The sequence below is a fragment of the Geodermatophilus sp. URMC 64 genome, from assembly GCF_053502555.1.
The window spans coordinates 1,366,245-1,388,227 of the sequence record NZ_CP199955.1 but is presented as its reverse complement, the minus strand read 5'-3'; the positions used below and the strand labels follow the sequence as shown (position 1 = coordinate 1,388,227).

At 74.7% G+C, this 21,983-nt stretch carries 24 protein-coding genes and 1 pseudogene; 5 read left to right on the top strand and 20 right to left on the bottom strand.

Translation table 11 applies throughout. The features are described from left to right. Positions 1 to 3: 3 nt before the first annotated feature. From ACWIYF_RS06880 to ACWIYF_RS06865, 4 genes are all read right to left on the bottom strand, one after another. Complete coding sequence (locus tag ACWIYF_RS06880) at positions 4 to 1,062, bottom strand: zinc-dependent alcohol dehydrogenase (protein ID WP_448627371.1); 1,059 nt, start codon at positions 1,060 to 1,062, stop codon at positions 4 to 6. Between the two features lie 156 nt (positions 1,063 to 1,218). Next, entirely contained in the window at positions 1,219 to 2,445 is a 1,227-nt protein-coding gene (dprA, locus tag ACWIYF_RS06875; RefSeq protein ID WP_448627370.1) for a DNA-processing protein DprA, read from the bottom strand. Further along, positions 2,442 to 3,962 carry a YifB family Mg chelatase-like AAA ATPase gene (locus tag ACWIYF_RS06870; protein WP_448627369.1) on the bottom strand — a complete coding sequence of 507 codons (1,521 nt, stop codon included), beginning with the start codon at positions 3,960 to 3,962 and terminating at the stop codon, positions 2,442 to 2,444. Before ACWIYF_RS06870 ends, dprA begins: the two co-directional genes overlap by 4 nt. Further along, positions 3,959 to 4,318 carry a YraN family protein gene (locus tag ACWIYF_RS06865; protein ID WP_448627368.1) on the bottom strand — a complete coding sequence of 120 codons (360 nt, stop codon included), beginning with the start codon at positions 4,316 to 4,318 and terminating at the stop codon, positions 3,959 to 3,961. Before ACWIYF_RS06865 ends, ACWIYF_RS06870 begins: the two co-directional genes overlap by 4 nt. 104 nt (positions 4,319 to 4,422) lie before the next feature. On the opposite strand from ACWIYF_RS06865, the pseudogene ACWIYF_RS06860 reads away from it, so the two are divergent. Together ACWIYF_RS06860 and ACWIYF_RS06855 are read left to right on the top strand one after the other, a co-directional pair. After that, positions 4,423 to 4,845, top strand: a pseudogene (locus ACWIYF_RS06860) (SDR family oxidoreductase); the annotation flags it as partial. Between the two features lie 35 nt (positions 4,846 to 4,880). Beyond that, positions 4,881 to 5,087, top strand: coding sequence for a hypothetical protein (locus ACWIYF_RS06855; protein ID WP_448628808.1), 207 nt, complete (start codon positions 4,881 to 4,883; stop codon positions 5,085 to 5,087). Here the strand turns inward: ACWIYF_RS06855 and ACWIYF_RS06850 are convergent. The 12 genes from ACWIYF_RS06850 to ACWIYF_RS06795 all read right to left on the bottom strand — a co-directional run bounded on the left by ACWIYF_RS06850 (position 5,084) and on the right by ACWIYF_RS06795 (position 13,718). Then, positions 5,084 to 5,392, bottom strand: a complete 309-nt coding sequence (locus ACWIYF_RS06850; protein WP_448627367.1) for a DUF2469 domain-containing protein — start codon at positions 5,390 to 5,392, stop codon at positions 5,084 to 5,086. The genes ACWIYF_RS06855 and ACWIYF_RS06850 overlap by 4 nt on opposite strands. Beyond that, entirely contained in the window at positions 5,389 to 6,150 is a 762-nt protein-coding gene (locus ACWIYF_RS06845; RefSeq protein WP_448627366.1) for a ribonuclease HII, read from the bottom strand. The genes ACWIYF_RS06850 and ACWIYF_RS06845 overlap by 4 nt, the downstream gene beginning before the upstream one ends. 142 nt (positions 6,151 to 6,292) lie before the next feature. Then, on the bottom strand, positions 6,293 to 7,021 hold the full coding sequence (locus ACWIYF_RS06840; protein WP_448627365.1) for a LuxR C-terminal-related transcriptional regulator: 729 nt from the start codon (positions 7,019 to 7,021) through the stop codon (positions 6,293 to 6,295). 165 nt (positions 7,022 to 7,186) lie between these two features. After that, positions 7,187 to 8,092 (bottom strand): signal peptidase I, encoded by a 906-nt coding sequence (gene lepB, locus ACWIYF_RS06835; RefSeq protein WP_448627364.1) that lies wholly within the window; start codon positions 8,090 to 8,092, stop codon positions 7,187 to 7,189. 76 nt (positions 8,093 to 8,168) lie between these two features. Then, a complete protein-coding gene (gene rplS / locus ACWIYF_RS06830) occupies positions 8,169 to 8,525 on the bottom strand; it encodes a 50S ribosomal protein L19 (protein ID WP_448627363.1) in 357 nt (118 codons plus the stop codon). A 149-nt stretch (positions 8,526 to 8,674) separates the two neighbouring features. Then, on the bottom strand, positions 8,675 to 9,175 hold the full coding sequence (locus ACWIYF_RS06825; RefSeq protein WP_448627362.1) for an NUDIX hydrolase: 501 nt from the start codon (positions 9,173 to 9,175) through the stop codon (positions 8,675 to 8,677). Further along, entirely contained in the window at positions 9,168 to 9,905 is a 738-nt protein-coding gene (gene trmD, locus ACWIYF_RS06820; protein WP_448627361.1) for a tRNA (guanosine(37)-N1)-methyltransferase TrmD, read from the bottom strand. The genes ACWIYF_RS06825 and trmD overlap by 8 nt, the downstream gene beginning before the upstream one ends. Beyond that, positions 9,906 to 10,403 (bottom strand): ribosome maturation factor RimM, encoded by a 498-nt coding sequence (gene rimM, locus ACWIYF_RS06815; protein ID WP_448627360.1) that lies wholly within the window; start codon positions 10,401 to 10,403, stop codon positions 9,906 to 9,908. 23 nt (positions 10,404 to 10,426) lie between these two features. Next, positions 10,427 to 10,663, bottom strand: coding sequence for an RNA-binding protein (locus ACWIYF_RS06810; RefSeq protein WP_448627359.1), 237 nt, complete (start codon positions 10,661 to 10,663; stop codon positions 10,427 to 10,429). A 3-nt stretch (positions 10,664 to 10,666) separates the two neighbouring features. Continuing rightward, positions 10,667 to 11,158 (bottom strand): 30S ribosomal protein S16, encoded by a 492-nt coding sequence (rpsP, locus tag ACWIYF_RS06805; RefSeq protein ID WP_448627358.1) that lies wholly within the window; start codon positions 11,156 to 11,158, stop codon positions 10,667 to 10,669. A gap of 210 nt (positions 11,159 to 11,368) precedes the next feature. Further along, positions 11,369 to 13,117 (bottom strand): proline--tRNA ligase, encoded by a 1,749-nt coding sequence (locus tag ACWIYF_RS06800; protein WP_448627357.1) that lies wholly within the window; start codon positions 13,115 to 13,117, stop codon positions 11,369 to 11,371. A gap of 46 nt (positions 13,118 to 13,163) precedes the next feature. Beyond that, positions 13,164 to 13,718 carry a hypothetical protein gene (locus tag ACWIYF_RS06795; RefSeq protein WP_448627356.1) on the bottom strand — a complete coding sequence of 185 codons (555 nt, stop codon included), beginning with the start codon at positions 13,716 to 13,718 and terminating at the stop codon, positions 13,164 to 13,166. A gap of 102 nt (positions 13,719 to 13,820) precedes the next feature. Here ACWIYF_RS06795 and ACWIYF_RS06790 point away from each other — a divergent pair, with 102 nt between their 5' ends. The 3 genes from ACWIYF_RS06790 (at position 13,821) to ACWIYF_RS06780 (ending at position 16,429) form a co-directional block, all read left to right on the top strand. Then, complete coding sequence (locus ACWIYF_RS06790; RefSeq protein WP_448627355.1) at positions 13,821 to 14,531, top strand: response regulator transcription factor; 711 nt, start codon at positions 13,821 to 13,823, stop codon at positions 14,529 to 14,531. Next, complete coding sequence (locus tag ACWIYF_RS06785; RefSeq protein WP_448627354.1) at positions 14,528 to 15,778, top strand: HAMP domain-containing protein; 1,251 nt, start codon at positions 14,528 to 14,530, stop codon at positions 15,776 to 15,778. The genes ACWIYF_RS06790 and ACWIYF_RS06785 overlap by 4 nt, the downstream gene beginning before the upstream one ends. Before the next feature lie 87 nt (positions 15,779 to 15,865). After that, a complete protein-coding gene (locus ACWIYF_RS06780; RefSeq protein ID WP_448627353.1) occupies positions 15,866 to 16,429 on the top strand; it encodes a hypothetical protein in 564 nt (187 codons plus the stop codon). Positions 16,430 to 16,439: 10 nt separating this feature from the next. Here the strand turns inward: ACWIYF_RS06780 and ACWIYF_RS06775 are convergent, their stop codons facing one another. The 4 genes from ACWIYF_RS06775 to ACWIYF_RS06760 all read right to left on the bottom strand — a co-directional run bounded on the left by ACWIYF_RS06775 (position 16,440) and on the right by ACWIYF_RS06760 (position 21,891). Beyond that, entirely contained in the window at positions 16,440 to 17,522 is a 1,083-nt protein-coding gene (locus ACWIYF_RS06775) for an amidohydrolase family protein (protein WP_448627352.1), read from the bottom strand. After that, the gene (gene ffh, locus ACWIYF_RS06770; protein WP_448627351.1) at positions 17,519 to 19,102 is read right to left on the bottom strand and encodes a signal recognition particle protein; all 1,584 of its coding nucleotides are present in this window, start codon (positions 19,100 to 19,102) and stop codon (positions 17,519 to 17,521) included. Before ffh ends, ACWIYF_RS06775 begins: the two co-directional genes overlap by 4 nt. Before the next feature lie 126 nt (positions 19,103 to 19,228). Continuing rightward, positions 19,229 to 19,417: a hypothetical protein gene (locus ACWIYF_RS06765; RefSeq protein WP_448627350.1), complete on the bottom strand. Its 189-nt coding sequence runs from the start codon at positions 19,415 to 19,417 to the stop codon at positions 19,229 to 19,231. Between the two features lie 125 nt (positions 19,418 to 19,542). Next, positions 19,543 to 21,891 carry a [protein-PII] uridylyltransferase gene (locus ACWIYF_RS06760; protein ID WP_448627349.1) on the bottom strand — a complete coding sequence of 783 codons (2,349 nt, stop codon included), beginning with the start codon at positions 21,889 to 21,891 and terminating at the stop codon, positions 19,543 to 19,545. Positions 21,892 to 21,983 lie beyond the last annotated feature (92 nt).

Here is a 21,983-nt window from a genome sequence, read left to right as displayed (position 1 = left end):
ACCTCACCCGCCAGAGGTGACGACCACCCGCTGCGGGTCGCCGATCTTCTCGTGCAGCGTCCGCAGCGCGGTGTCGGCCTCCTCCAGCGCGAAGGTGTGCGTGATCGAGCTGCTCAGGTCGAGCCGGCCCGTGGCGACGAGCTGAAGCACGCGGCGCAGCGTCGCGATGCTGGCCCCGTAGGAGCCCAATAGCTGGAGCTGCTTGCGGACGAAGACGGTGGGTGGCAGCACGGTGATCGGATCAGCTCCCAGGCCGGCGACGACCGTCCGGCCGCCGATCCGCAGGCACTCGACGGCCTGGGCGATGGTGGCTTGGGTGCCGATGAACTCGGCTGCCACGTCGACGCCGATGCCGGCGGTGGCGGCCAGTACATCGTCGACCACGGAATCCCTCGAAGCATCCACCACCACGTCGGCGCCGTTGCGCGAAGCCCGCTCGAGCTGGGAGCGGCGGGTGTCGACGGCGATCACCGGCGAGGCGCCGGCGATCTTGGCGATCTGCACGGCATGGAGCCCCAGGCCGCCGACCCCGATGACCGCGACCGATTCGCCGGGGCTGAGCCGGGCGACATCGGCCAGGGCGTGGAACGGAGTGATGACCGCATCCGTGCAGATCGCCGCCTGCCCGAAGGGCACGTCTTCCGGAATGGCGCAGAGGTTCCTCGCGGGGACGGCGACGTACTCCGCCAGTCCCCCGTCACGGTGGATGCCGATGGCCCGGCGGTTGAGGCAGATCTCGCTGTGGCCGGCCACGCAGGATGCGCAGGTTCCGTCGAACGTCAGCGGAAAGACGCACACCCGCTCGTCCACGGCCCAGTCGGTCACGGCGGCACCGACAACTGCCACCGTGCCCGCGATCTCGTGGCCGAGCGTGATCGGGACATAGGGCGTGGGAGTGATGCCCTCGACAGCGATGTGAACGTCCGAGCCGCACAGTCCGGTCGTGGCGACCCGCACCAGCACCTCGTCGGCTGCCGGCCGAGGAACGGGGATCTCCTGCAGCGCCAGAGGCCTGCCTGCGCCCTCGAACCGGGACGCTCTCATCAGTTCTTGATCGGGCACGACTCCTCCGCGACTCCCGCGTGCGGCGACCGTATGACCGAGGATCCGGCACGGACGTCCGGAACCCCGCCCGCACGACTCGGGTGGATCGCGCGCAGCGCGCCCCTACATTGGGCGACCGGGCGGCCCCTGAGAGCGCGGCCCCGCCTCGCTGCGTCATCCGGCCGCCGGTTTCTCCGGCGGTGGGGTGAGCCGCCAGCCGGCGCCGGTCCACTGCACGAGCTCGGCGAGCTCCAGGGCCGGCAGCACGCGCAGGACGTCGAGGACGTCGCACCCCGCGATCGCGGCCAGCCGCTCGGGCGGGACACCGGTCCGCACCGGGCAGGCGTCCAGCACCCGTACCGCGACGTCGGAGAGCCCGTCCCGCGCGCTCGTGGGCCGCTCCGCCGGCTCGGCCAGGTCGACGCCCAGCCCGCCGACCGTGTCCAGGACGTGCCCCGCCGAGGCGACCAGCTGCGCGCCGGACTCCTCGGCGGTTCCCCGCAGCAGCTCGTGGCAGCCGACCGACATCGCGCTCGTCACCGGCCCGGGCACGGCCATGACCAGCTTGCCGAGCTTCTTCGCCCGGTTGGCCGTGGCCACCGCGCCCGAGCGGGCGGCGGCCTCGACCACCACAGTGCCGCGGGTGAGGGCGGCGATGAGCCGGTTGCGCACCAGGAAGCGGTGCTGGTGCGGCGCGGCCCCCGGCGGCCACTCGCTGACCAGCAGCCCGCTGTCGGCGATCCGGTTGAGCAGGGCGCCGTTGCCGGCCGGGTAGGGCCGGTCGACCCCGCAGGCCAGGACGGCGATCGTCGGTCCGTCCGCGGCCAGGGCACCGCGGTGCGCGGCGGCGTCGATGCCGAACGCGCCACCGGAGACAACCGTCCACCCGCGCTCGGCCAGCTGGTAGCCGAACTCGCCGGCCACGTGCTCGCCGTACGCGGTCGACGCGCGCGACCCCACGATCGCCACCGACCGGTCGGCCAGCTCGTCGAGGCGGGCCGGCCCGCGCACCCACAGCGCCAGCGGCGGCACCGGGGCGACCGTGCGCGGGGACTGCTGCCGCGGGTCGTCGGGCTCCTCGGCGGTGGCCAGGGTGAGCGAGTGCAGCGGGAAGGCCGGCCACTCGTCGTCCTCGGGCACGACCAGCCGCGCCCCGCAGCGCTCGGCGCGGCGCAGGTCCTCCAGGCTCTGGTCCTGCCCGGCCCGCGCGCCGACCAGACCGAGGACCCGGGCGGGCGCCACGCCCGCGCGGATCTGCCGGACCGCCTCGATCGGCCCGAGCCGGTCGACGAACCGCCAGAAGTCGATCGTGCCCGGCTCCACCGCCCGGCTCAGCCACGCCCGCGCGCGGCGCACGACCGGCAGCACGTCGCCGGACGCCAGGTCCTCGTCGAGGCTCATGCCGCCGCCCGCTGCAGCCGCATCCCCAACGCCTCGGCGACGTCGTCGGCGGTCGGGACGGTGTGCCCGGCCAAGTCGGCGACACTCCACGCCACGCGGAGCACGCGGTCGAACCCGCGCACGGAGATCGCGCCCCGCTCCAGCGCCCGCTCGACCAGCGCCAGCGACGCTCGCGGGATCGGCCAGCGCTCGCGCAGGAGGCGGCCGGGGACGTGTGCGTTGAGCGTGAGGCCACTCCCCTGCAGCCGCTCCGCGGCGACGGCGCGCGCCGCGGCGACCCGGGCCGCGACGGTCGCTGTCGGCTCCGGGGTGCCCAGCCCGTCCAGCCAGGCCGCCCTGGTGACCGGCGGCAGGTCGACCCGCAGGTCGATGCGGTCCAGCAGCGGACCGGACAGCCGGGACTGGTAGCGCCGCCGCTCCAGGGCGCTGCAGGTGCATGCGGCGTCACCGGCCGCGCTGGCGCAGGGACACGGATTGGCGGCCAGCACGAGCTGCGCCCGGCACGGGAACGTCGCGGCGCCCGACACCCGCTGGATGGTCACCTGCCCCTTCTCCAGCGGCTGGCGCAGCGTGTCGAGGACGGCCCGAGGGAACTCCGGCGCCTCGTCCAGGAAGAGCACTCCCCGGTGCGCCCGGCAGACCGCTCCCGGCCGGATGTGCCCGGAGCCGCCGCCGACGAGGGAGGCGAGGCTGGCGGAGTGGTGCGGTGACTCGAAGGTCGGCCGGGTGATCAGCGGCGCGCCGGGCGGCAGCGTGCCCGCGATGGAGTGGATCGCGGTCACCTCGAGCGCGGCCTCGTCGTCCAGGGACGGCAGCAGCCCGGGCAGCCGCTCGGCGAGCATCGTCTTGCCGGCCCCGGGCGGTCCGGTCAGGTAGAGGTGGTGGCCGCCGGCCGCCGCGACTTCGACCGCTCGTCGGCCCGCCGTCTGGCCGACGACGTCGCTGAGGTCAGGACCTGGCTTCGGCGACGGAACCGGCCCGCGGACGTGCGGCTCCAGCCGCTCGCCCCCGGTCAGGTGGTCCACGAGGGCGGCGAGCGTGGGCGGGGCCAGCACCTCGATGCCGGCGACCAGGGCGCCCTCATCCGCGTTCGCCGGAGGGACGACGACCTGTGCGTGACCGGCCCGCGCGGCGGCGAGCACGGCGGGCAGGACGCCGCGGATCCCGCGCACCGAGCCGTCGAGCCCCAGTTCGCCGAGCAGCACGAGATGCTCGACCGCGGCGGCCGGCACCGCCCCCGCCGCGGCGAGCACGGCCGCGGCCAGGGCCAGATCGAACCCGCTCCCCTGCTTGGGCATCGACGCCGGGGAGAGGCCGATGGTGATCCGCCGCTGCGGCCACGTCGCCCCGACGTTGGTGATCGCCGCCCGGACCCGGTCGACGGACTGCCGCACCACGGCGTCGGGGAGCCCGACGAGAACCACCTGCGGCACGGCCGAGGACAGGTCCACCTCGATCTCGACCATGGCGCCCTGCACACCGACCAGGCCGACCGACCAGGTCCGGGCGAGCGTCACGAGAACGCTCCGCGCAGGTGGGTGACCAGCGCCGGCCGGTCGGGGCGGACCAGCACACCGACGACGTCGAAGCGCAGATCGGGTGCGTGCTCGTCGTGCGCGGCCAGCCAGCGCTGCGCGAGGGTGCGCAGCCGGCGTTGCTTGAGCGCTGTCACCGCCTCGACCGGGTGGCCGAAGCCCGTGCCGCGCCGGGTCTTCACCTCGCAGAACACCAGGGCGTCGCCCTCGCGCGCCACGATGTCGAGCTCCCCCTCCCGGCAGCGCCAGTTGCGGTCGAGGACGCGCAGGCCGGCGTCGGTCAGGTAGGCGGCGGCGATCCGCTCGCCGTGGACGCCGAGGTCAGAGGTCGTGGACACGTCCCGACCGTCGCGGCGCGCCGCCGCCGACAGCCCTTCCCCGCGGCTGTGGACGACGGCTGCGGCTGTGGACGAGTGTGCGGAGGCAGGCCCGGGAGGTGGCGATGATCCTCGTCGTGGGTGCGACCGGACAGCTGGGCAGCCTCGTCGTGCATGCGCTGCGCGACGGGGGACGGCCGGTGCGCGCCATGGTGCGCGACCCGGCGGCCGCGCGGGACCTCGCGGCGACCGGCTCGGAGCTGGCGACGGAGGACCTGACCCGGCCGGAGACCCTGGACGCCGCGCTCGACGGCGTCACGGCGGTGGTGGCGACGGCGAACGTCGCCGCACCCACGAGGGCCGGCGACACCGCGGCCGCGCTGGACGCCGGTTACCGCGAGCCCGTCACGAGGGCCCAGCGCGCCGGCGTCTCCCGGTTCGCGCTCGCCAGCGTGCCGGAAACGGCGCTCGACGACCGTGTGCCCATCGCGGCGTCCAAGCGGCCGATCGAGCGCCTGCTCGCCGCATCCACGCTCTCCTGGGTCTCCCTGCGGATGCCGCCCGGCCCGTCCGGGTCCTCGGCGTGCCAGCGGCGGCCTTCGCCGTCCCCCAGCGGCTGTTCGGGCGGATCGCGCCGTCCCTGGCCGGGATCATGGGGCTCAACCGGCTCCTCGCCACTTCCGGCAGCGCCTGGACGACGTCCGACGTGGTCGACCGGCTGGGCCTCGGACCGCTGCGCACGGTCGAGGAGGTGCTGCGCGAGAAGGCGGCGCTGCAGCCGGCGCGCTAGGACGAGGGCAACTCGAGGTCGGGCTTGTCGAGCTCCTCGACGTTGACGTCCTTGAACGTCAGCACGCGCACGTTGCGCACGAAGCGGGCCGGCCGGTACATGTCCCACACCCAGGCGTCGGAGAGCTTCAGCTCGAAGAACACCTCACCGCCGGCCTCGCGGACCTGCAGGTCGACGGAGTTGGCCAGGTAGAACCGCCGCTCGGTCTCCACCACGTAGGTGAACTGGCGGACGATGTCCCGGTACTCGCGATAGAGCTGCAGCTCCATCTCGGTCTCGTACTTCTCGAGATCCTCGGTGCTCATCGCAGATCTCCGGGCGCGGGACTCATGGGTTCATCATCGACCATCCCGGCCGGGCCGGTCAGCTGGAGCGTGCGCCCGGCGTGCGCGTCCCGGGCGCGGGCGACGTTGACGAACCGCATCCGGTGCTCGGGGCACGGCCCGTGCCGCTCCAGGGCGGCGCTGTGGACGTCGGTGATGTAGCCCTTGTGACCGGCGAAGTCGTACTCGGGGAACTTCTCGTGCAGCTCGAGCATCATCCGGTCCCGGGTGACCTTGGCCAGCACGGACGCGGCGGCCACGCAGGCCGCCACCCGGTCGCCCTTCCACACGGCGAGGGTCGGCCGGGCCAGCCCGGGCACCGGGAAGCCGTCGGTCAGCACGTAGTCGGGACCCGGGTCGAGGGCGCAGACGGCGCGGCGCAGCGCCTCCAGGTTGGTCACGTGCATCCCGCGCGCGTCGAGGTCCTCGACCGGGATCACGACGACCGACCACGACACCGCGCGGTCGACGATCTCGGCGTACACCCGCTCGCGTGCCGCCGCGGTGAGCAGCTTGGAGTCGGCCAGCCCCGGCACCCGGCCGCGGCGGCCGGCCGGCAGGACGCAGGCGGCGGCGACCAGCGGGCCGGCGCACGCGCCGCGGCCGGCCTCGTCGGCACCGGCGATCGCGGAGAACCCGCGGCGGCGGAGGCGGCGCTCCATGTCCCACAGCGCGTCGGCACGCTCGTCGGCGGCCGGCTCGGGGGAAGCGGAGCGGGCGGGAGCGGAACGCAGAGCCATCGCCGTCCGACCCTACGACGCCCCGGCGACAGGATGCGGGACACCCTGCCGCGAACACGGCACGGGCCGGTCCCCGGGAAGAGGACCGGCCCGTGCTGCCGGACCGCCGAGGAGGCGGACGGTCCGGATCCCAAGGAGGGGGTCAGGCGTCGGCGTCGGCCGGCTCCGGCGTGGCGGTCAGGGCGTGCGCGCCGCAGGTGCACACGCCGCCGCCGTTGCGGGAGGAGAGCACGAGGGAGACCGCGTGGGCCCGGTCGCGAGCACCCAGCTTGCGCAGGATGGCCTTGACGTGGGACTTGACGGTGTCCTCGCTGATGAACAGGTTGCGGCCGATCTGCCGGTTGGACTGGCCCTGGATGAGCTCGTCGAGCACGTCCTGCTCGCGGCGGGTCAGGGGCACCTCGGGGACGAACGGCTTGCCGGTGGGCACGGCCGACGGCTCGACCCGGCGGATCTGCGGGTCGACGACGGTCCGGCCGGCGCGGGCGGCCAGGATCGCCCAGCCCAGCAGGGTCGGCGAGGTGTTGAGCAGCAGGTAGCCCCGGACGCCGGCGGCGACGGCCTCGTTGACCACGGCCGGGTCCTCGGAGGTGGCCAGCGCGACGATGGTGACGCGGGGGAACCGGCGGCGCAGGTCGCGGCAGGCGTTGAGGGTGGCCGCCCGGCCGGAGCCCAGCTCCACGACGACGGCGTCGGGGCGGGCGGTCTCGACCAGGGTGAGGGCCCGGCGCAGCTCGCCGGGCGTGCCCACGGACTGCATGCCGGCGGTCTCGTTGACCATGCTGACGAGGCCGCGACGCAGCACGGGGCTGTCGGCGAGAAGGAGCACGCGGGTCACGCCGCGGGCGGTGCTCGCCATGGGTGCAGACACAACTGACTCCGTTTCAACTCCGGGAAGTTCCAACACCTCCATCGGAAGGGTGAAACGGTTGCTTGAACACTTTGTGGGGATTTTTTCAATTCCCCTGATCGGTGTTCGATGCGCCGCGAGTCACACGGACAACAGCGCCGCAATTCCCCGGAATGATTTCGGCCGTCAGCGCGTGCGTCGGCGACGCCGGCGCCGCCACAGCGCGAACGGCACCATCGCCGCGGGGACCGCGGCCTCCGGGGCGGGCAGCGGGCCGGCTGTGCCGGCCGCCTGGATGTCCGGGGAATCGAGCAGCCCGAATCGGTCGAGCGGCCACACGATGACCGCGGCCTTGCCGATCACGTCGTCCACGGCAATGGTCCCGGCGTACTTGTCGCCGACGTGCATGCGCGAATCGGCCGACGCCGAACGGTGGTCGCCCATGACCCACAGCCGGTTGTCGGGAACGGTCACCGGCCCGAAAGAACGCGATTCGATGGGGTTGTTCTCGAAGATGTAGGGCTCGTCGAGGGGCTTCCCGTCGACGGTCACCCGGCCCTCGGTGTCGCAGCACTGCACGGTCTGCCCGCCGGTGGCGATGACCCGCTTGACGTAGTCGTCCTCGCTGGGCGGAGCGACGCCGATCGAGCGGCCCAGCCACAGCAGCGCGCCGGAGAACCAGTTGCTCGGCTCGGCGACCTCGACCTCCGGCGCCCAGGTCTCGGGCCCCTTGAAGACGACGATGTCGCCGGCCTCCGGCTCGCCGAACCAGTACGGCACCTTGTTGACCAGCACCCGGTCGCCGGTGCAGCCCGTGCAGCCGTGCAGCGTCTTCTCCATCGACCCCGAGGGGATGAAGAACGCCTGCACGAGGAAGGTCTTGACCAGCAGCGCCAACACGAAGGCGATCAGCAGCAGCACCGGGAGCTCGCGCAGCAGCGAGCCCTTCTTCTTCGGCTTCTCGCGCCGGTGCCGTCGGCGGGACGGGCGCTCGCCCTCCGTCGTCTCCGGCTCCGTGGACGCCTGGGTTCCGGGCTGTCCGTCGTCCTCCGGGACGACGTCGGCGGGCCCCACGGGCCGGTCGCTGCTCATCGAGGACCAGCGTACGGCCGGGTGGGACCCGCCGGGGTCAGGCCGGGTCGTCCGACCCGGATGCGGTACCGCCGCGTCAGCGCGCGACGGGCTCGCGCTTCTCCTTGATCTTGGCGGCCTTGCCGCGCAGCTCGCGGAGGTAGTACAGCTTCGCCCGGCGGACGTCACCGCGGGTCACGACCTCGATCCTCTCGACGACCGGGGTGTGCACCGGGAAGGTGCGCTCGACGCCGACGCCGAAGCTGACCTTGCGGACGGTGAATGTCTCGCGGATGCCGCCACCCTGACGGCGGATGACGACACCCTGGAAGACCTGGATGCGGGAACGGTTGCCCTCGACGACGCGGACGTGCACCTTCACGGTGTCGCCGGGACGGAACTCGGGGATGTCGGCGCGCAGCGAGTCGGCGTCGAGTGCGTCCAGGGTGTTCATCTCAGCAGTCCTGTCGTCCTAGCGGTGGCTCGTTCTCGGCCCGGACAGCGATGCTCACCGGCTGTCCGTCCCGGGGGGCTGCGGCTCCATCGGAGAGCACGCGTCAGCGGGCGCTGACGTCTGCAGCAGCTCTCTACTGTGCCACAACTTCAGTCGACGATGCGCGGCGGCCCCGTCCAGGGGCCGGCCAGCAGCTCCGGGAGCACCCGCGCCAGCTCGCGTGGAGCGAACTCCTCGGCGCTGTCCGCGATCTCCGCCACACTCCACCAGCGGTGCGGCTCCTCCCCCAGCACCTCGAGCTCGGTGCGGCCGCTCGGGTCGACCTCGTGGACGACGTCGCGCAGCACGAAGAAGGTCTCGCGGGAGTCGATGTCCACGCCGGCGAACGGGCCGACGTGCCGGCGCAACCACACCGGGCCCTCCAGCGCGGCCGGTTCGACGACCAGCCCGATCTCCTCGGCCAGCTCGCGGGCGGCGGCGGCGCGGACGCTCTCGCCGTCCTCGACGCCACCGCCGGGGGTGTACCAGAACAGCACCTCGCCGGGCGGCACGGCCGGATCGGTCAGCCGCGCCCCGAGCAGCAGCACGCGGCCCGCGGGGTCCAGCACGACGACCCGCGCCGTGGGCCGCACCCAGGCGCGGTCACTCACGCTCGAGGAGCGCCCGGTCGGCGTCGGAGAGCGCGTCCGGCGGCAGCGCGGCGAGCAGGTCGGGACGGCGGGCCGCGGTGCGCCGCAGCGACTCCGCCCGCCGCCAGCGGGCGATCGCCGCGTGGTCGCCGGAGAGCAGCACCGGTGGGACGTCGTGGCCGCGCCAGGACGCCGGCCGGGTGTAGGAGGGGCCCTCGAGCAGACCGTCGGCGTGCGAGTCGAACGCGACCGACTCGCGGTTGCCGACGACGCCGGGCAGCAGCCGGGTGACCGCCTCCACCATCACCAGGACCGCGGACTCCCCGCCGGCGAGGACGTAGTCGCCGAGGGAGACCTCGGACACCGGGCCCGCCTCCGCGGCCCAGTCGGCGACGCGCTGGTCGATGCCCTCGTAGCGGCCGCAGGCGAAGACCAGGCCGGGCTCGCCGGCCCACTCCGCGGCCATGGCCTGGGTGAACGGGCGCCCGGCCGGCGTGGGCACGACCAGACGGGTACCGGGCGGGCGGACCTCGTCGAGCGCCCGCCCCCAGGGCTCCGGCCGCATGACCATGCCCGGGCCGCCGCCGTACGGGGCGTCGTCGACGGTGCGGTGGACGTCGTCGGTCCAGGCGCGCAGGTCGTGCACGGCGATGGTGACCAGGCCGCGCTCGGCGGCCTTGCCGAGCAGGGACTGGCGCAGCGGCGCCAGGTACTCGGGGAAGATCGTGACGACGTCGATCCGGTAGCCCATCTAGAGCTCCAGGAGACCCTCGGGCGGGTCCACGACGACGTGCCCGGCGGCGAGGTCGACGGTGGGCACGATGGCGCGCACGAACGGGATCAGCACCTCGCCGCCCTCGCTCCGGCGGACGACGAGCAGCTCGGTGCCCTCGTGGCGGACGGCGGTGACCTCCCCGAGCACCGACCCGTCGGGCAGGCGGGCGCTCAGGCCGACCAGCTGGTGGTCGTAGTAGGCGTCGGGGTCCGCGAGCTCGGGCAGAGCGGCGACCTCCACGAGCAGGAGGGTGTCGCGCAGCTCCTCGGCCGCCTCACGGCTCTCGACGCCGTCGAGGGTGAGGAGCAGCACCTCGCGGTGCCAGCGGGCGCCCGCGACGGTCAGCGGGCCGCGCACGGCGGGGTCGGTGAGGAGCTCCGCCCCGTGGGTGAAGCGCAGGTCGGGGTCGTCGGTCCGGACCTCGACCGTCACCTCACCGCGGACACCGTGGGGCCGGCCGATGCGGCCGACCACCACGGTGTCCGTCGGGTCGGTGTTCAGCGTCCGTCGGTGTCGACGACGTCGACCCGCAGGCCGCGCCCGCCGACCCCGGTCATGACCTGGCGCAGCGCCTTGGCGGTGCGCCCGCCGCGGCCGATGACCTTGCCGAGGTCGTCGGGGTGCACCCGCACCTCGAGGGTCTTGCCGCGACGGCTGTTCAGCAGGTCGACGGTGACGTCGTCGGGGTGGTCGACGATGCCCTTGACCAGGTGCTCGAGCGCTTCTTCGAGCACGTCTTACTCGGCGGGCGTCTCGGCCGGCGCGCCGGAGGCCGGGCCCTCACCGGCGGCACCGGCGGCCTCGGCGACGGTCTCGGCCGGCGACTCGGTCGCCTTCTTCGGGGCGGCCTTCTTCTTCGGCGTCGTGGCGCCGGCGGCGGGCTCCTCGCCACCGGAGGCGCGCACGGCCGCCTCGTAGAGGGCCTTCTTGTCGGGCTTGGGCTCGGCGACCTTCATCGGCGCCGGGGCCGGCTCGCCCTTGAACTTCTGCCAGTCACCGGTCACCCGGAGGATGGCCGCGACGGCCTCGGTCGGCTGCGCGCCGACGCCCAGCCAGTACTGCGCGCGCTCGCTGTTGACCTCGATGAAGGACGGGTCCTCCTTCGGGTGGTACTTGCCGATCGTCTCGATCGACCGGCCGTCGCGCTTGGTGCGGGCGTCGGCGACGACGATGCGGTAGTACGGGGCGCGCATCTTGCCCAGGCGCATGAGCTTGATCTTGGTGGCCACGGTGGGTGGTGTACTCCTCGAACGCTTTCGGTCGGTTGCCCGCCGGACGGACGCGTGGGGGTACGCCGGGGCGGAGCCATAGGACACGGCCGGCGACGGTGAGAGGGCCGTCCACCGCCGTGTTCGACCGACCATTGTGCCAGATGAAGGACCCCCGCCTCCCCACCCCTCGCGAGCTCGGGGCGGGACCCGGGCGGGGGCCGACGACGGCTAGGGCCGAACAGCAGCCAGGATCCGCGCCGTGGCCTCGCCGACCGGCACCTCCTCGCGCTGGTCGCTCGCCCGGTCGCGCAGCTCGACGACGCCCTCGGCCAGGCCGCGGCCGACGGTCACGATCGTCGGCATCCCGAGCAGCTCGGCGTCCTTGAACTTCACGCCGGGGCTGACCTTGGGCCGGTCGTCGTAGAGGACGGTCAGCCCGGCGGCGACCAGCTCCCGCGCCAGGGCGTCGGCCGCCTCGAACACGGCGGCGTCCTTGCCGGTGGCCACCACGTGCACGTCGGCCGGCGCGATCCCCCGCGGCCAGCACAGGCCCAGCTCGTCGCGCGTGGACTCGGCGATCGCGGCGACCGCGCGCGAGACGCCGATCCCGTAGGAGCCCATCGTGACCGTGACGAGCTTGCCGTTCTCGTCGAGCACCTGCAGGCCGAGGGCGTCGGCATACTTGCGGCCGAGCTGGAAGATGTGGCCGATCTCCACGCCGCGGGCCAGCTCCAGGGGGCCGGAGCCGTCCGGCGCCGGGTCACCGGGGAGCACCTCGGCGGCCTCGACGACGCCGTCCCAGGTGAAGTCCCGTCCGGCGACCAGGTCGAAGACGTGCTTGCCCTCGGCGTTGGCGCCGGTGATCCACCGGGTGCCCGGAACGACGCGCGGGTCGACCAGGAAGCGGATGCCGGTCTCGCTGTCCTTGCCCAGCACCTCCGGGCCGATGTAGCCCTTGACCAGCCCCGGGTGCTTCTCGAAGTCGGTGAACGGCTCCACCTCGGCCGGTGCGACCTGCGCCTCGAGCCGCTTGGCGTCGACCTCCCGGTCACCCGGGATGCCGATGACCAGCGGCTCCCGCGCGCCGTCCGGGTGCACGAGGGTGACCACGACGTTCTTCAGCGTCGACGCCGCGGTGTAGCCCTCGTCCGGGAACAGCTGCCGGGCGACGGCCACGAGCGTCTCGATGGTCGGGGTGTCGGGGGTGTCCTCGACGTGCGCGGCCGGCAGCCCGTCGAGCGGGATCGGCTCGGGGACGACGGTGCTCACCGCCTCGACGTTGGCCGCGTACCCGCCGGGCGAGCGGACGAAGGTGTCCTCGCCGATCTCGGTCGGGTGCAGGAACTCCTCGCTCTTCGAGCCGCCCATGGCGCCGGACATCGCCGAGACGATGACGTACTCCAGGCCGAGCCGGTCGAAGATCTTGATGTAGGCCTCGCGGTGCCGCGCGTAGGAGGCCTCGAGGCCGGCGTCGTCGACGTCGAAGGAGTAGCTGTCCTTCATCGTGAACTCGCGGCCGCGCAGCAGTCCGGCCCGGGGCCGCGCCTCGTCCCGGAACTTGGTCTGGATCTGGTACAGCGACAGCGGCAGGTCCTTGTACGACGAGTACAGGTCCTTCACCAGGAGCGTGAACATCTCCTCGTGCGTGGGGCCGAGCAGGTGGTCGGCCCCACGCCGGTCCTGCAGCCGGAACAGGTTGTCGCCGTACTCGGTCCACCGGCCGGTCGCCTCGTAGGGCTCGCGCGGCAGCAGGGACGGGAAGTGCACCTCCTGGGCGCCCATCGCGTCCATCTCCTCGCGGACCACCCGCTCCACGTTGCGGAACACGCGATAGCCCAGCGGCAGCCAGGTGAAGCCGCCGGGCGCGGCGCGGCGGATGTAGCCGGCGCGCACGAGCAGCCGGTGGCTCGGCACCTCGGCATCGGCCGGGTCGTCGCGCAGGGTGCGCAGGAACAGCGTGGACATCCGCAGCAGCACGGGACGAGTCTCCCAGCACCGCTCGAGGCGGTTCCGCGCAGTCCCGTCAGTCGTCCGAGCCGTGGCCCCCGCGGTCGCCGCCGTTGTCGTCGCCGGGCGGGTCGTCGGAGCCGTGGCCGCCCCGGTCACCACCGTTGTCCTCGGTGACCGGCGGGGGCGGGGGGACCGAGGAGGACGCCGAGGACGACACCGAGTCGTCGCTCCCACCGCTGCCGTCGGACCGCGGTCCCTCGACGAAGAACTGCGGGGAGCCGCTCGTGCAGTCCGCGTAGACCTCGACCTTCTGCGACGCGCTCTCGAACTCCACGTGGTCGGTGTACGTCTCCACCTCCCAGCCGGCCGCGGGTGCCGCGGCCAGCTGCACACCGCCGTCCACGCACGAGGCGAACACGGTGCCGCCGGCGGTGGACTGCTCCCCCGGGGCGACGACGGGGGGCGGCGGGACCGGCGTGCCGGTGCTCGTGGCGGCCGTCGTCTCCGCGGCCGGCTGGGTGGCCGGGGAGGCCGAGGCATCGACCAGCGACACGGCGAGGAAACCGACGCCGACGGCCGCGGCGGCGGCCACGACCCACACGGCGGCCAGCAGGAGAGTGCGCTTCATGGCGGTCAGCCTGCACGCAGAAGGGTTAAGGGAGTCCCAAGGACGGGTCAAGGTGCGGCGCGGGCGCCCTGCGAGCGCCCGGTGCGGGGTTAGCGTCCGCTCGTGGCACAGGTGCTGGTCGTGGAGGACGACGAACGCATCCGCACCGCCCTGATCCGGGCGCTGCGGGAGCGCGGCCACGCCGTCAGCTCCGCGGGCACCGCGATGAGCGGGCTGCAGCAGGCGGTGGAGGGCCGGCCGGATCTCGTGGTCCTCGACCTGGGGCTGCCCGACCTCGACGGCGCGGAGCTGCTGCGCATGCTGCGGGCCGTCTCCTCCGTGCCGGTCATCGTGGCGACCGCCCGCGACGACGACGGCAGCATCGTCTCCGCGCTCGACGCCGGCGCCGACGACTACGTGCTCAAGCCCTTCCAGGCCGGCCAGCTCGAGGCCCGCATCCGCGCGGTGCTGCGCCGCTCCGGCGGGGGCGAGACCGGGCCGGCGCCGGTGACCGTCGGCGACCTGACCGTCGACCCGCGCAGCCGGCGGGTGACCCTGGCCGGCCGCCCCGTCGAGCTCGCGCCCAAGGAGTTCGACGTGCTCGCCTATCTCGCCGCCCGGGTCGGCACGGTGGTGCCCAAGCGGGAACTGCTGCGCGAGGTGTGGCAGCTGCCCTACGGCGGCTCGGACAAGACCGTCGACGTCCACCTGTCGTGGCTGCGCCGCAAGCTGGGCGAGTCCGCGGCCGAGCCGCGGCTGATCCAGACGGTGCGCGGCGTCGGGGTGCGCCTCGCCGAACCCGACGCCGAGCCCGTCCCCGAGCCCGAGCCGTGAGACGGCGGATCACCCTGCTCGTCGCGGCGACGACCTCGGTCGTGCTGCTGGCCTTCCTCCTGCCGGCGGCATCCCTGGTCTCGCGGGTGGCCGAGGCGCGGGCGCTGGACTCGGCCCGGTCGCAGCTGCAGTTCCTCATTCCCTCGGTCGCCCTGCGCGAGCCGGAGGACGTGCAGGTCGCCCTCTCCGGCCTCGGGGACGACGGGGACCGCGCCGGCGTGCGCTGGACCGACGGCCGCTGGCTCGGCGCCGAAGGGGTGAGCACCGCCGACACCCCGGCCACCGCGACCGAGATCGACACGGCCGACGGCACCCGGCTGGTGCAGCCGGTGCAGCGCGACGACGGGACCGCCGTCGTCGAGGTCTTCGTGCCCGCGGACGCGCTGCGGGCCGGGGTGACCCGCACCTGGCTGGTGCTGGCCGGCCTCGGCGTGCTGCTCTTCGTCCTCGCCCTGCTGGTCGCCGACCGCCTGGCCCGCTCGCTCACCCGCCCGGTCACCGAGCTCGCCGACACCGCGCACCGGCTGGGCAGCGGCGACCTGTCCGCGCGGGTGGAGCCGGGCGGTCCGCCGGAGGTCCACGAGGTGGGGACGGCGGTGAACCGGCTGGCCGGCCGGATCGGCGAGCTGCTCGCTGCCGAGCGCGAGTCCGCGGCGGATCTGGCGCACCGGCTGCGCACCCCGCTCACCGCGCTGCGCCTGGACGCCGAGTCGCTGCCCTCCCCGGACCGGGAGCGGCTGCTCGACGACGTCGACGCGCTCGGCCGCACGGTGGACGAGGTGATCAGCGAGGCACGCCGGCCGGTGCGCGAGGGGCTGGGGGCGGCCTGCGACGCCACGGCCGTCGTCGCCGACCGCGTGGCGTTCTGGTCGCTGCTCGCCGAGGAGGAGCGGCGCGACGTCGGCCTGGACCTGCCCGACGGGCCGCTCCCGGTCCGCGTGGCCGCGGCCGACCTCGGCGCCGCCGTGGACGCGCTGCTCGGCAACGTCTTCGCGCACACCGCGGAGGGCACCGGCTTCCGGGTGGCGGTGCGTCCGCGCGTCGGGGGCGGGGCCGAGGTGTCCGTGGCCGACACCGGTCCGGGGCTGACCGAGGCCGCGGTCGAGCGCGGCCGCAGCGGCGGCGGGTCGACCGGGCTCGGCCTGGACATCGCCCGCCGGACCGCGGAGAACTCCGGGGGCGGCCTGCGGCTGGCGTCGTCCCCGACCGGGACGACGGTTGCGCTGGACCTGGGGCCGCCGGCCTAGCCGAGCGCAAGCACCGTCCAAGAGGCCTCGGTGACCGTCTCGTCCCGACCGAGCCGCACACCGCGGCTCCCTCGGAACGGAGAACCGATGCGCACGCCCCGACGGCTGGTCACCCTGGTCCTCGCCGCCTCCGCCGGCCTGTCCCTCGCCGCCTGCTCCTCGACCGTCCACGCCACCGCCTCCCCCGCTCCCACGGCGCAGGAGGAGACCAGCGAGGCCGCCGCTCCCCCGATCGAGGAGGCCGGCGACACGGGCGCGGCGGACCCGGGCACCGAGGACCCGGGCACCGAGGCCACCGGCTCCGACGACCTGCCGATCCCCGGCGGCGGCGTGCCCGGCAACGACGGGCTCTGCCAGGCGGTCGTCGGCTGGTTCGGCTACGTCGGGCTCTCGCTGCTCGCCGTCGACGAGAACGGCGAGGTGAACCCGTCCGACGTCGTCCCGCTGCTCGAGCAGCTGCGCGACGCACCGCGGGACCACCGGGACGCCGACGCCGCCCTGCTCGACGCCGCCGACGACGTCTCCGCCGCGACCGGCCAGGTGATCACCGACGTGGAGTCCGGCGGCGACCTGTACACCGCGATCGGCGGGCTGGAGGAGCCGGTCACCGCCTTCGGCAACGCCTGCACCGCCGCCGGCGTGACCGTCTAGGAGGACCCCGTCAGGCGACGAGGCGGCCGCGCAGCACCATGCGCTGCGGGCGGGCCAGGGCGTCGAGGTCCTTGCGCGGATCGGCGTCGTAGACCACCAGGTCGGCCGGCGCGCCCTCCTCGACGCACGGCAGCCCCAGCCAGTCGCGGGCCCCCCACGACGCCGCCGCGAGCGCCGCCTCGGCCGGCAGTCCCGCGTCGGCGAGCGCGCGCACCTCGTCGGCGATGACCCCGTGCGCGATCCCGCCGCCGGCGTCGGTGCCCGCGAACACCGGCACGCCGGCGTCGAACGCGGCCCGGACGACCGCCCCGGCCGACGCGTGCAGCCGTCGCATGGTCGAGGCGTACGACGGGAACTTCTTCTCCCCCGACGCGGCGAAGCCCGGGAAGTTGGCGACGTTGACCAATGTCGGGACGACGGCGGTGCCGCGGGCGGCCATGCGGCCGATGAGCTCCTCGGTCAGCCCGGTCCCGTGCTCGATGCAGTCGATGCCGGCGTCGATGAGGTCGGGCAGCGCATCGGTGCCGAACGTGTGCGCGGTGACCCGGGCGCCCTCGGCGTGCGCGGCGGCGATCGCGGCCTCGACCGCCTCGCGCGGCCACTCGGGGGCCAGGTCGCCCACGCCGCGGTCGATCCAGTCGCCGACCAGCTTCACCCACCCGTCGCCCCGCCGCGCCTGGGTGCGGACCTCTGCCGCCAGGTCGCCGGGCTCCACCTCGGCCGCCAGGCCGGGGATGTAGCGGCGCGGGGCGGCGATGTGCCGGCCGGCGCGGATGATCCGCGGAAGCTCGGGGTCGTCGTCGAGGGCGCGGGTGTCGACCGGGGACCCGCAGTCGCGCAGGGCCAGGACGCCGGCGGCCCGGTCCGTCAACGCCTGCTCGCGCAGCGCGGCGGGGTCCTCCAGCGGCGTCCCGCCGGGCGCGATGCCGACGTGGCAGTGCGCGTCGACCAGGCCGGGCAGCAGCCACCCGCCGCGGCTGACCGTCTCCGCGCCGGGCACCGGATCGAAGGTGATCCGCCCGTCGCGCACCCACACCTCGCGGTGCTCCCCCTCGGGGAGCACCACGCCGGAGAGGTGAACGGCCGGGCTCACCGGCCGCCGTCGTCCTTGAACTGGTCGAAGTTCAGCTTCGAGAGATCGGGCAGGCCCTGGCCGGGCGGCAGTCCGGGCATGCCGCCCTGCATGCCGCCGGGCAGCCCTGCGCCGAAGGGGTTCCCGCCGGCGGCCGGGAAGCCGCCGGGCGCGCCGATCGGCCGCCGGGCGGGTCCACCCTTGGCCTTGCCCTTGCCCTTCTTGCCCTTCTTCGACTGCGCCTGCATCTGCCGGCCGCGTGCCTTCTTCGACATCGGGCCCATGCCCGGCAGGCCCATGCTGCCGGCCATCTGACCCATCATCTTCTGGGCCTGGGCGAAGCGCTCCAGCAACTGGTTGACGTCGGTGACGCTCACGCCCGAGCCGTTGGCGATGCGCACCCGCCGCGACGCATTGATGATCTTGGAGTTGACCCGCTCCTCCGGCGTCATCGACCGGATGATCGCCGCCGTCCGGTCCAGGTCGCGGTCGTCGATCTGCTTGAGCTGCTCCTTCATCTGCCCCGCGCCGGGCAGCATGCCGAGCAGGTTGGCGATCGGGCCCATCTTGCGGATCGCCATCATCTGCTCGAGGAAGTCCTCGAGCGTGAAGCCCTCGCGGCTGACGAGCTTGCCGGCCATCTTCTCGGCCTGCTCGGCGTCGAAGGCCTGCTCGGCCTGCTCGATGAGGGTGAGGACGTCGCCCATGCCGAGGATGCGCGAGGCCATCCGCTCGGGGTGGAAGACGTCGAAGTCGGTGAGCTTCTCACCGGTGGAGGCGAACATGATCGGCTGCCCGGTCACGTAGCGGACCGAGAGCGCGGCACCACCGCGGGCGTCGCCGTCGAGCTTGGTGAGGACGACGCCGCTGAAGCCGACGCCGTCGCGGAAGGCCTCGGCGGTGGTGACGGCGTCCTGACCGATCATCGCGTCGACGACGAACAGCGTCTCGTCCGGGTGGACGGCGTCGCGGATGTCGGCGGCCTGCTGCATCAGCTCGGCGTCGATGCCCAGCCGGCCGGCCGTGTCGACGACGACGACGTCGTGCATGGTGCGGCGGGCGTGTTCGATCGAGTCGGCGGCGACCCGGACGGGGTCGCCGACGCCGTTGCCCGGCTCGGGCGCGAAGACGTCGACGCCGGCCTGGCCCGCGACGATCGAGAGCTGGTTGACCGCGTTCGGGCGCTGCAGGTCGGCGGCGACGAGCAGCGGGGTGTGACCCTGCGACTTCAGCCAGCGGCCGAGCTTCCCGGCGAGCGTGGTCTTACCGGAGCCCTGCAGACCGGCGAGCATGATCACCGTCGGCGAGGTCTTGGCGAACCGCAGCCGGCGGGTCTCGCCGCCGAGGATCCCGATGAGCTCCTCGTTGACGATCTTGATGAACTGCTGCGCGGGGTTCAGCGCCTGCGAGACGTCGGCGCCGCGGGCCCGCTCCTTGACCGCGGAGATGAACGCCCGGACGGCGGGCAGCGCGACGTCGGCCTCGAGCAGCGCGATGCGGATCTCCCGCGCCGTCGCGTCGATGTCGGCCTCGGTCAGCCGGCCCTTGCCCCGAAGGCCGGTGAAGACCTTGTCCAGGCGGTCGGAGAGGGTCTCGAACACAGCACGTCCTCGTCGAAGTCACGGGCGCGGCCGGGCCGCGCCTCCTGCCCCCCAGGGTATCGAGATAAAGGACCCCGTCCTCCCCACCCTTCGCAGGCTCAGGGCGGGCCCCGGGACGGGGCCGGCTCAGGCCGCGCGGGCCAGGGGCGCGTCGACGACCAGGACCGGCACGTCGACGAGCACGGCGTCCCCGCAGTCGGCACACGCCCACTCCGGGCACTCCCCGCCGTCCGCGCTGTGCCCGTCGACGCACGGCGGCTGCAGGAACACGCGGTCGTCCCCGCAGCTGCGGCAGGGCCAGATCCGGCTCTCCACGAAGAGCTCCCCCCTTCGAGGCGGGACCGTTCCGTCCCGCGACGTCCGGGAGACCGTCGCACGCGGTGCCGACAGATCCGGGGACCTCGCGTGGCGTGTCGCGCACGCTCCGCACCGGGAGTGCGCTACACGGCGTCGGCCGGTGCACCCCCGGCGGCGACGACCAGGGCCGCCTCCACCCGCCGGCGCTGCTCGGCCTCGATCGGCACCCCCGACGGGTTCACCACGTAGAAGCTGTCGGCGGCATCCGCTCCGAGCGTCTCGATCCGCGCCGAGGTGACGTCGAGCCCCTCGTCGGCCAGGGCGGCGGTGAGCCGGTACAGCAGCCCGGCGCGGTCGGCGGCCCGCACCTCGACGATGCCCGTGGCGACCCCGCTGACCTCCGAGTCGTGCCAGGAGATGCGGGGGGCGGCGGTGCGGCCACCGTTCTGCCGGTAGTCCGCCTCCCGCTGGCGCAGGCGGGCCGGCAGCGACAGCGTCCCCTCCAGCGCCGCCCGCACGCCGTCGGCCAGGATCTCCGGCACCGGTGCCCGGCCGAACCGGGGCCGGACGGCGAACACCGCGGTGGCGTAGCCCTCCTCGATGGACATCTTCGCCGCCCGGACGTCGAGCTGGTTGAGGGCCAGGACGCCGGACAGGACGCTGAACAGCCCGCGCCGGTCCGGCGCCCCGAACGTCACCTGCTGGCCGTCGGCGACGTCCTCGACGCCGACCGTCAGCTCGCCGGCCGCGCCGGGGGCCAGCGCGCTGACCTGCGCCTTGGCGGGGTGCAGCACCGGCTCGGGCTCGGGCGCCGGCGCGGACCCCAGGCTGGCCTGCACCCGGGCGACGAGGGCGGCGACCAGGTGCGCCTTCCACGGCGACCACGCGGAGGCGCTGGTGGCGGCGCCGTCGGCCTGGGCGAGGGCGTGCAGCAGCTGCAGGACCGCCGGGTCCCGGCCGATGGTGTCCGCGACGCGGGTGACGGTCGCGGGGTCGTCGATGTCCCGCCGGGTGGCGGTATCGGGCAGCAGCAGGTGGTGGCGGACCAGCGCGCCGATGGTCGCGACGTCGGCGGAGGTGAACCCCATGCGGGCGGCGATGCCCGCGGCGATCGGCTCCCCCACGACGCTGTGGTCGCCCGGATGGCCCTTGCCGATGTCGTGCAGCAGCGCCCCCACCAGCAGCAGGTCCGGGCGGTCGACGTCGTGGGTGAGCTCGGCGGCCGCCGCGGCGGCCTCCACCAGGTGCCGGTCGACGGTGAAGCGGTGCCAGGGGTGCCGCTGCGGCAGGCAGCGCACGCGGTCCCACTCGGGCAGCAGCCGCGCCAGGAGCCCCTCCTGGTCCAGCTGCTCGAGGACGGCGACCGCGGGCCGGCCGCTGGCCAGCAGCCGGAGGAAGGACCACCGGACCTCCGCGGGCCACGGCTCGAGCAGCGCCGGCGTGTGCACCGCCAGCACCTTGAGCGTGTAGGGCGAGAGCGGGACGTCGGCGCGGGCGGCCGCCGCCGCGGCGCGCAGCAGCAGCCCGGGGTCGGCGGCGGGGCGGGCGTCGCGGGCCAGCACCACCTCGTCGCCCTGGCGGACCACGCCCTCGGCGAGGGGCTCGCGGCGGACCCGCCGGTAGCGGCCGCGGGGCCGCCGGACCAGCGCCGCCTCGACCCGCCGCCACGTCTCGTCGGCGACGAACGCCAGCCGGCGCCCAGCCAGGCTCACCTCGCGCAGCAGCGCGTCCTCGTCGGCCAGCCCGAGCGCGTCGGCGACCGGCCGCTGCTCCTGGCGGACCAGCACGTCGGTCGGGCGGCTGCTGCGCCGGCGCAGCTCGTCGCGCACGTCGAGGAGGAGCGCGTAGGCCTGCTCGGCCTCGGGCCCCGGGCCGTCGGCCAGCTGGGCGGCCGCGAGGGCGCGCAGCACCTGGCCCTCGCGCAGGCCGCCGTAGGCCTCCTTGAGGTCCGGCTCGAGCAGGAAGGCCAGCTCGCCGAGCTGGCGGGCGCGGCCGCGCCGCAGGTCGCGCAGCTGCGGGAGGAGCTTGCCCGCCGAGGCGCGCCAGCTGGCGAGGGTGGCCGAGCGCAGGGTCGCGGCCAGGGCGGCGTCCCCGGCGACGAGGCGGACGTCGAGCAGGCCGAGCCCGGCCTTGACGTCGGCCGAGGCGACCGAGACGGCCTCGGGGACGGTCCGCACCGAGTGGTCCAGCCGCAGGCCGGTGTCCCAGATCGGGTACCAGAGGGCGTCGGCGAGCGCGGCGATCTCCGGGCGGCCGTCGTGCACGAGCACCAGGTCGAGATCGCCGTGCGGCGCCGGCTCCCGCCGGCCGAGGCTGCCCACCGCGACAAGCGCGAGCCCGTCGGTGCCGGTGCGGGGCGGCGGCGCTCCGCGCCGCTGCTTCGGCGGAGGGGTGCCCCGCACCGCCTCCGCCAGCAGACCGGCCAGCCAGGAGTCCAGCACCTGCACCCGCTCGGCGCGGGTCAGCCCCGGCAGCGCCTCGATGTCCAGCACGGCGTCCCCTCTGTGCGTCCGGCGCGGGATGCGTCGGCCGGGGCAGCGGGTCTCCCCGGCTACCCCGGCCGACGGGCGTGCTCAGGTGCTCA

Excerpts from the sequence above, each read along its gene's own strand:
- dprA (WP_448627370.1), bottom strand. The coding sequence starts at position 2,445 with ATGAGCCTCGACGAGGACCTGGCGTCCGGCGACGTGCTGCCGGTCGTG.
- ACWIYF_RS06850 (WP_448627367.1), bottom strand. The coding sequence starts at position 5,392 with ATGAGCACCGAGGATCTCGAGAAGTACGAGACCGAGATGGAGCTGCAG.
- ACWIYF_RS06845 (WP_448627366.1), bottom strand. The coding sequence starts at position 6,150 with ATGGCTCTGCGTTCCGCTCCCGCCCGCTCCGCTTCCCCCGAGCCGGCC.
- lepB (WP_448627364.1), bottom strand. The coding sequence starts at position 8,092 with ATGAGCAGCGACCGGCCCGTGGGGCCCGCCGACGTCGTCCCGGAGGAC.
- rplS (WP_448627363.1), bottom strand. The coding sequence starts at position 8,525 with ATGAACACCCTGGACGCACTCGACGCCGACTCGCTGCGCGCCGACATC.
- trmD (WP_448627361.1), bottom strand. The coding sequence starts at position 9,905 with ATGGGCTACCGGATCGACGTCGTCACGATCTTCCCCGAGTACCTGGCG.
- ACWIYF_RS06795 (WP_448627356.1), bottom strand. The coding sequence starts at position 13,718 with ATGAAGCGCACTCTCCTGCTGGCCGCCGTGTGGGTCGTGGCCGCCGCC.
- ACWIYF_RS06780 (WP_448627353.1), top strand. The coding sequence starts at position 15,866 with ATGCGCACGCCCCGACGGCTGGTCACCCTGGTCCTCGCCGCCTCCGCC.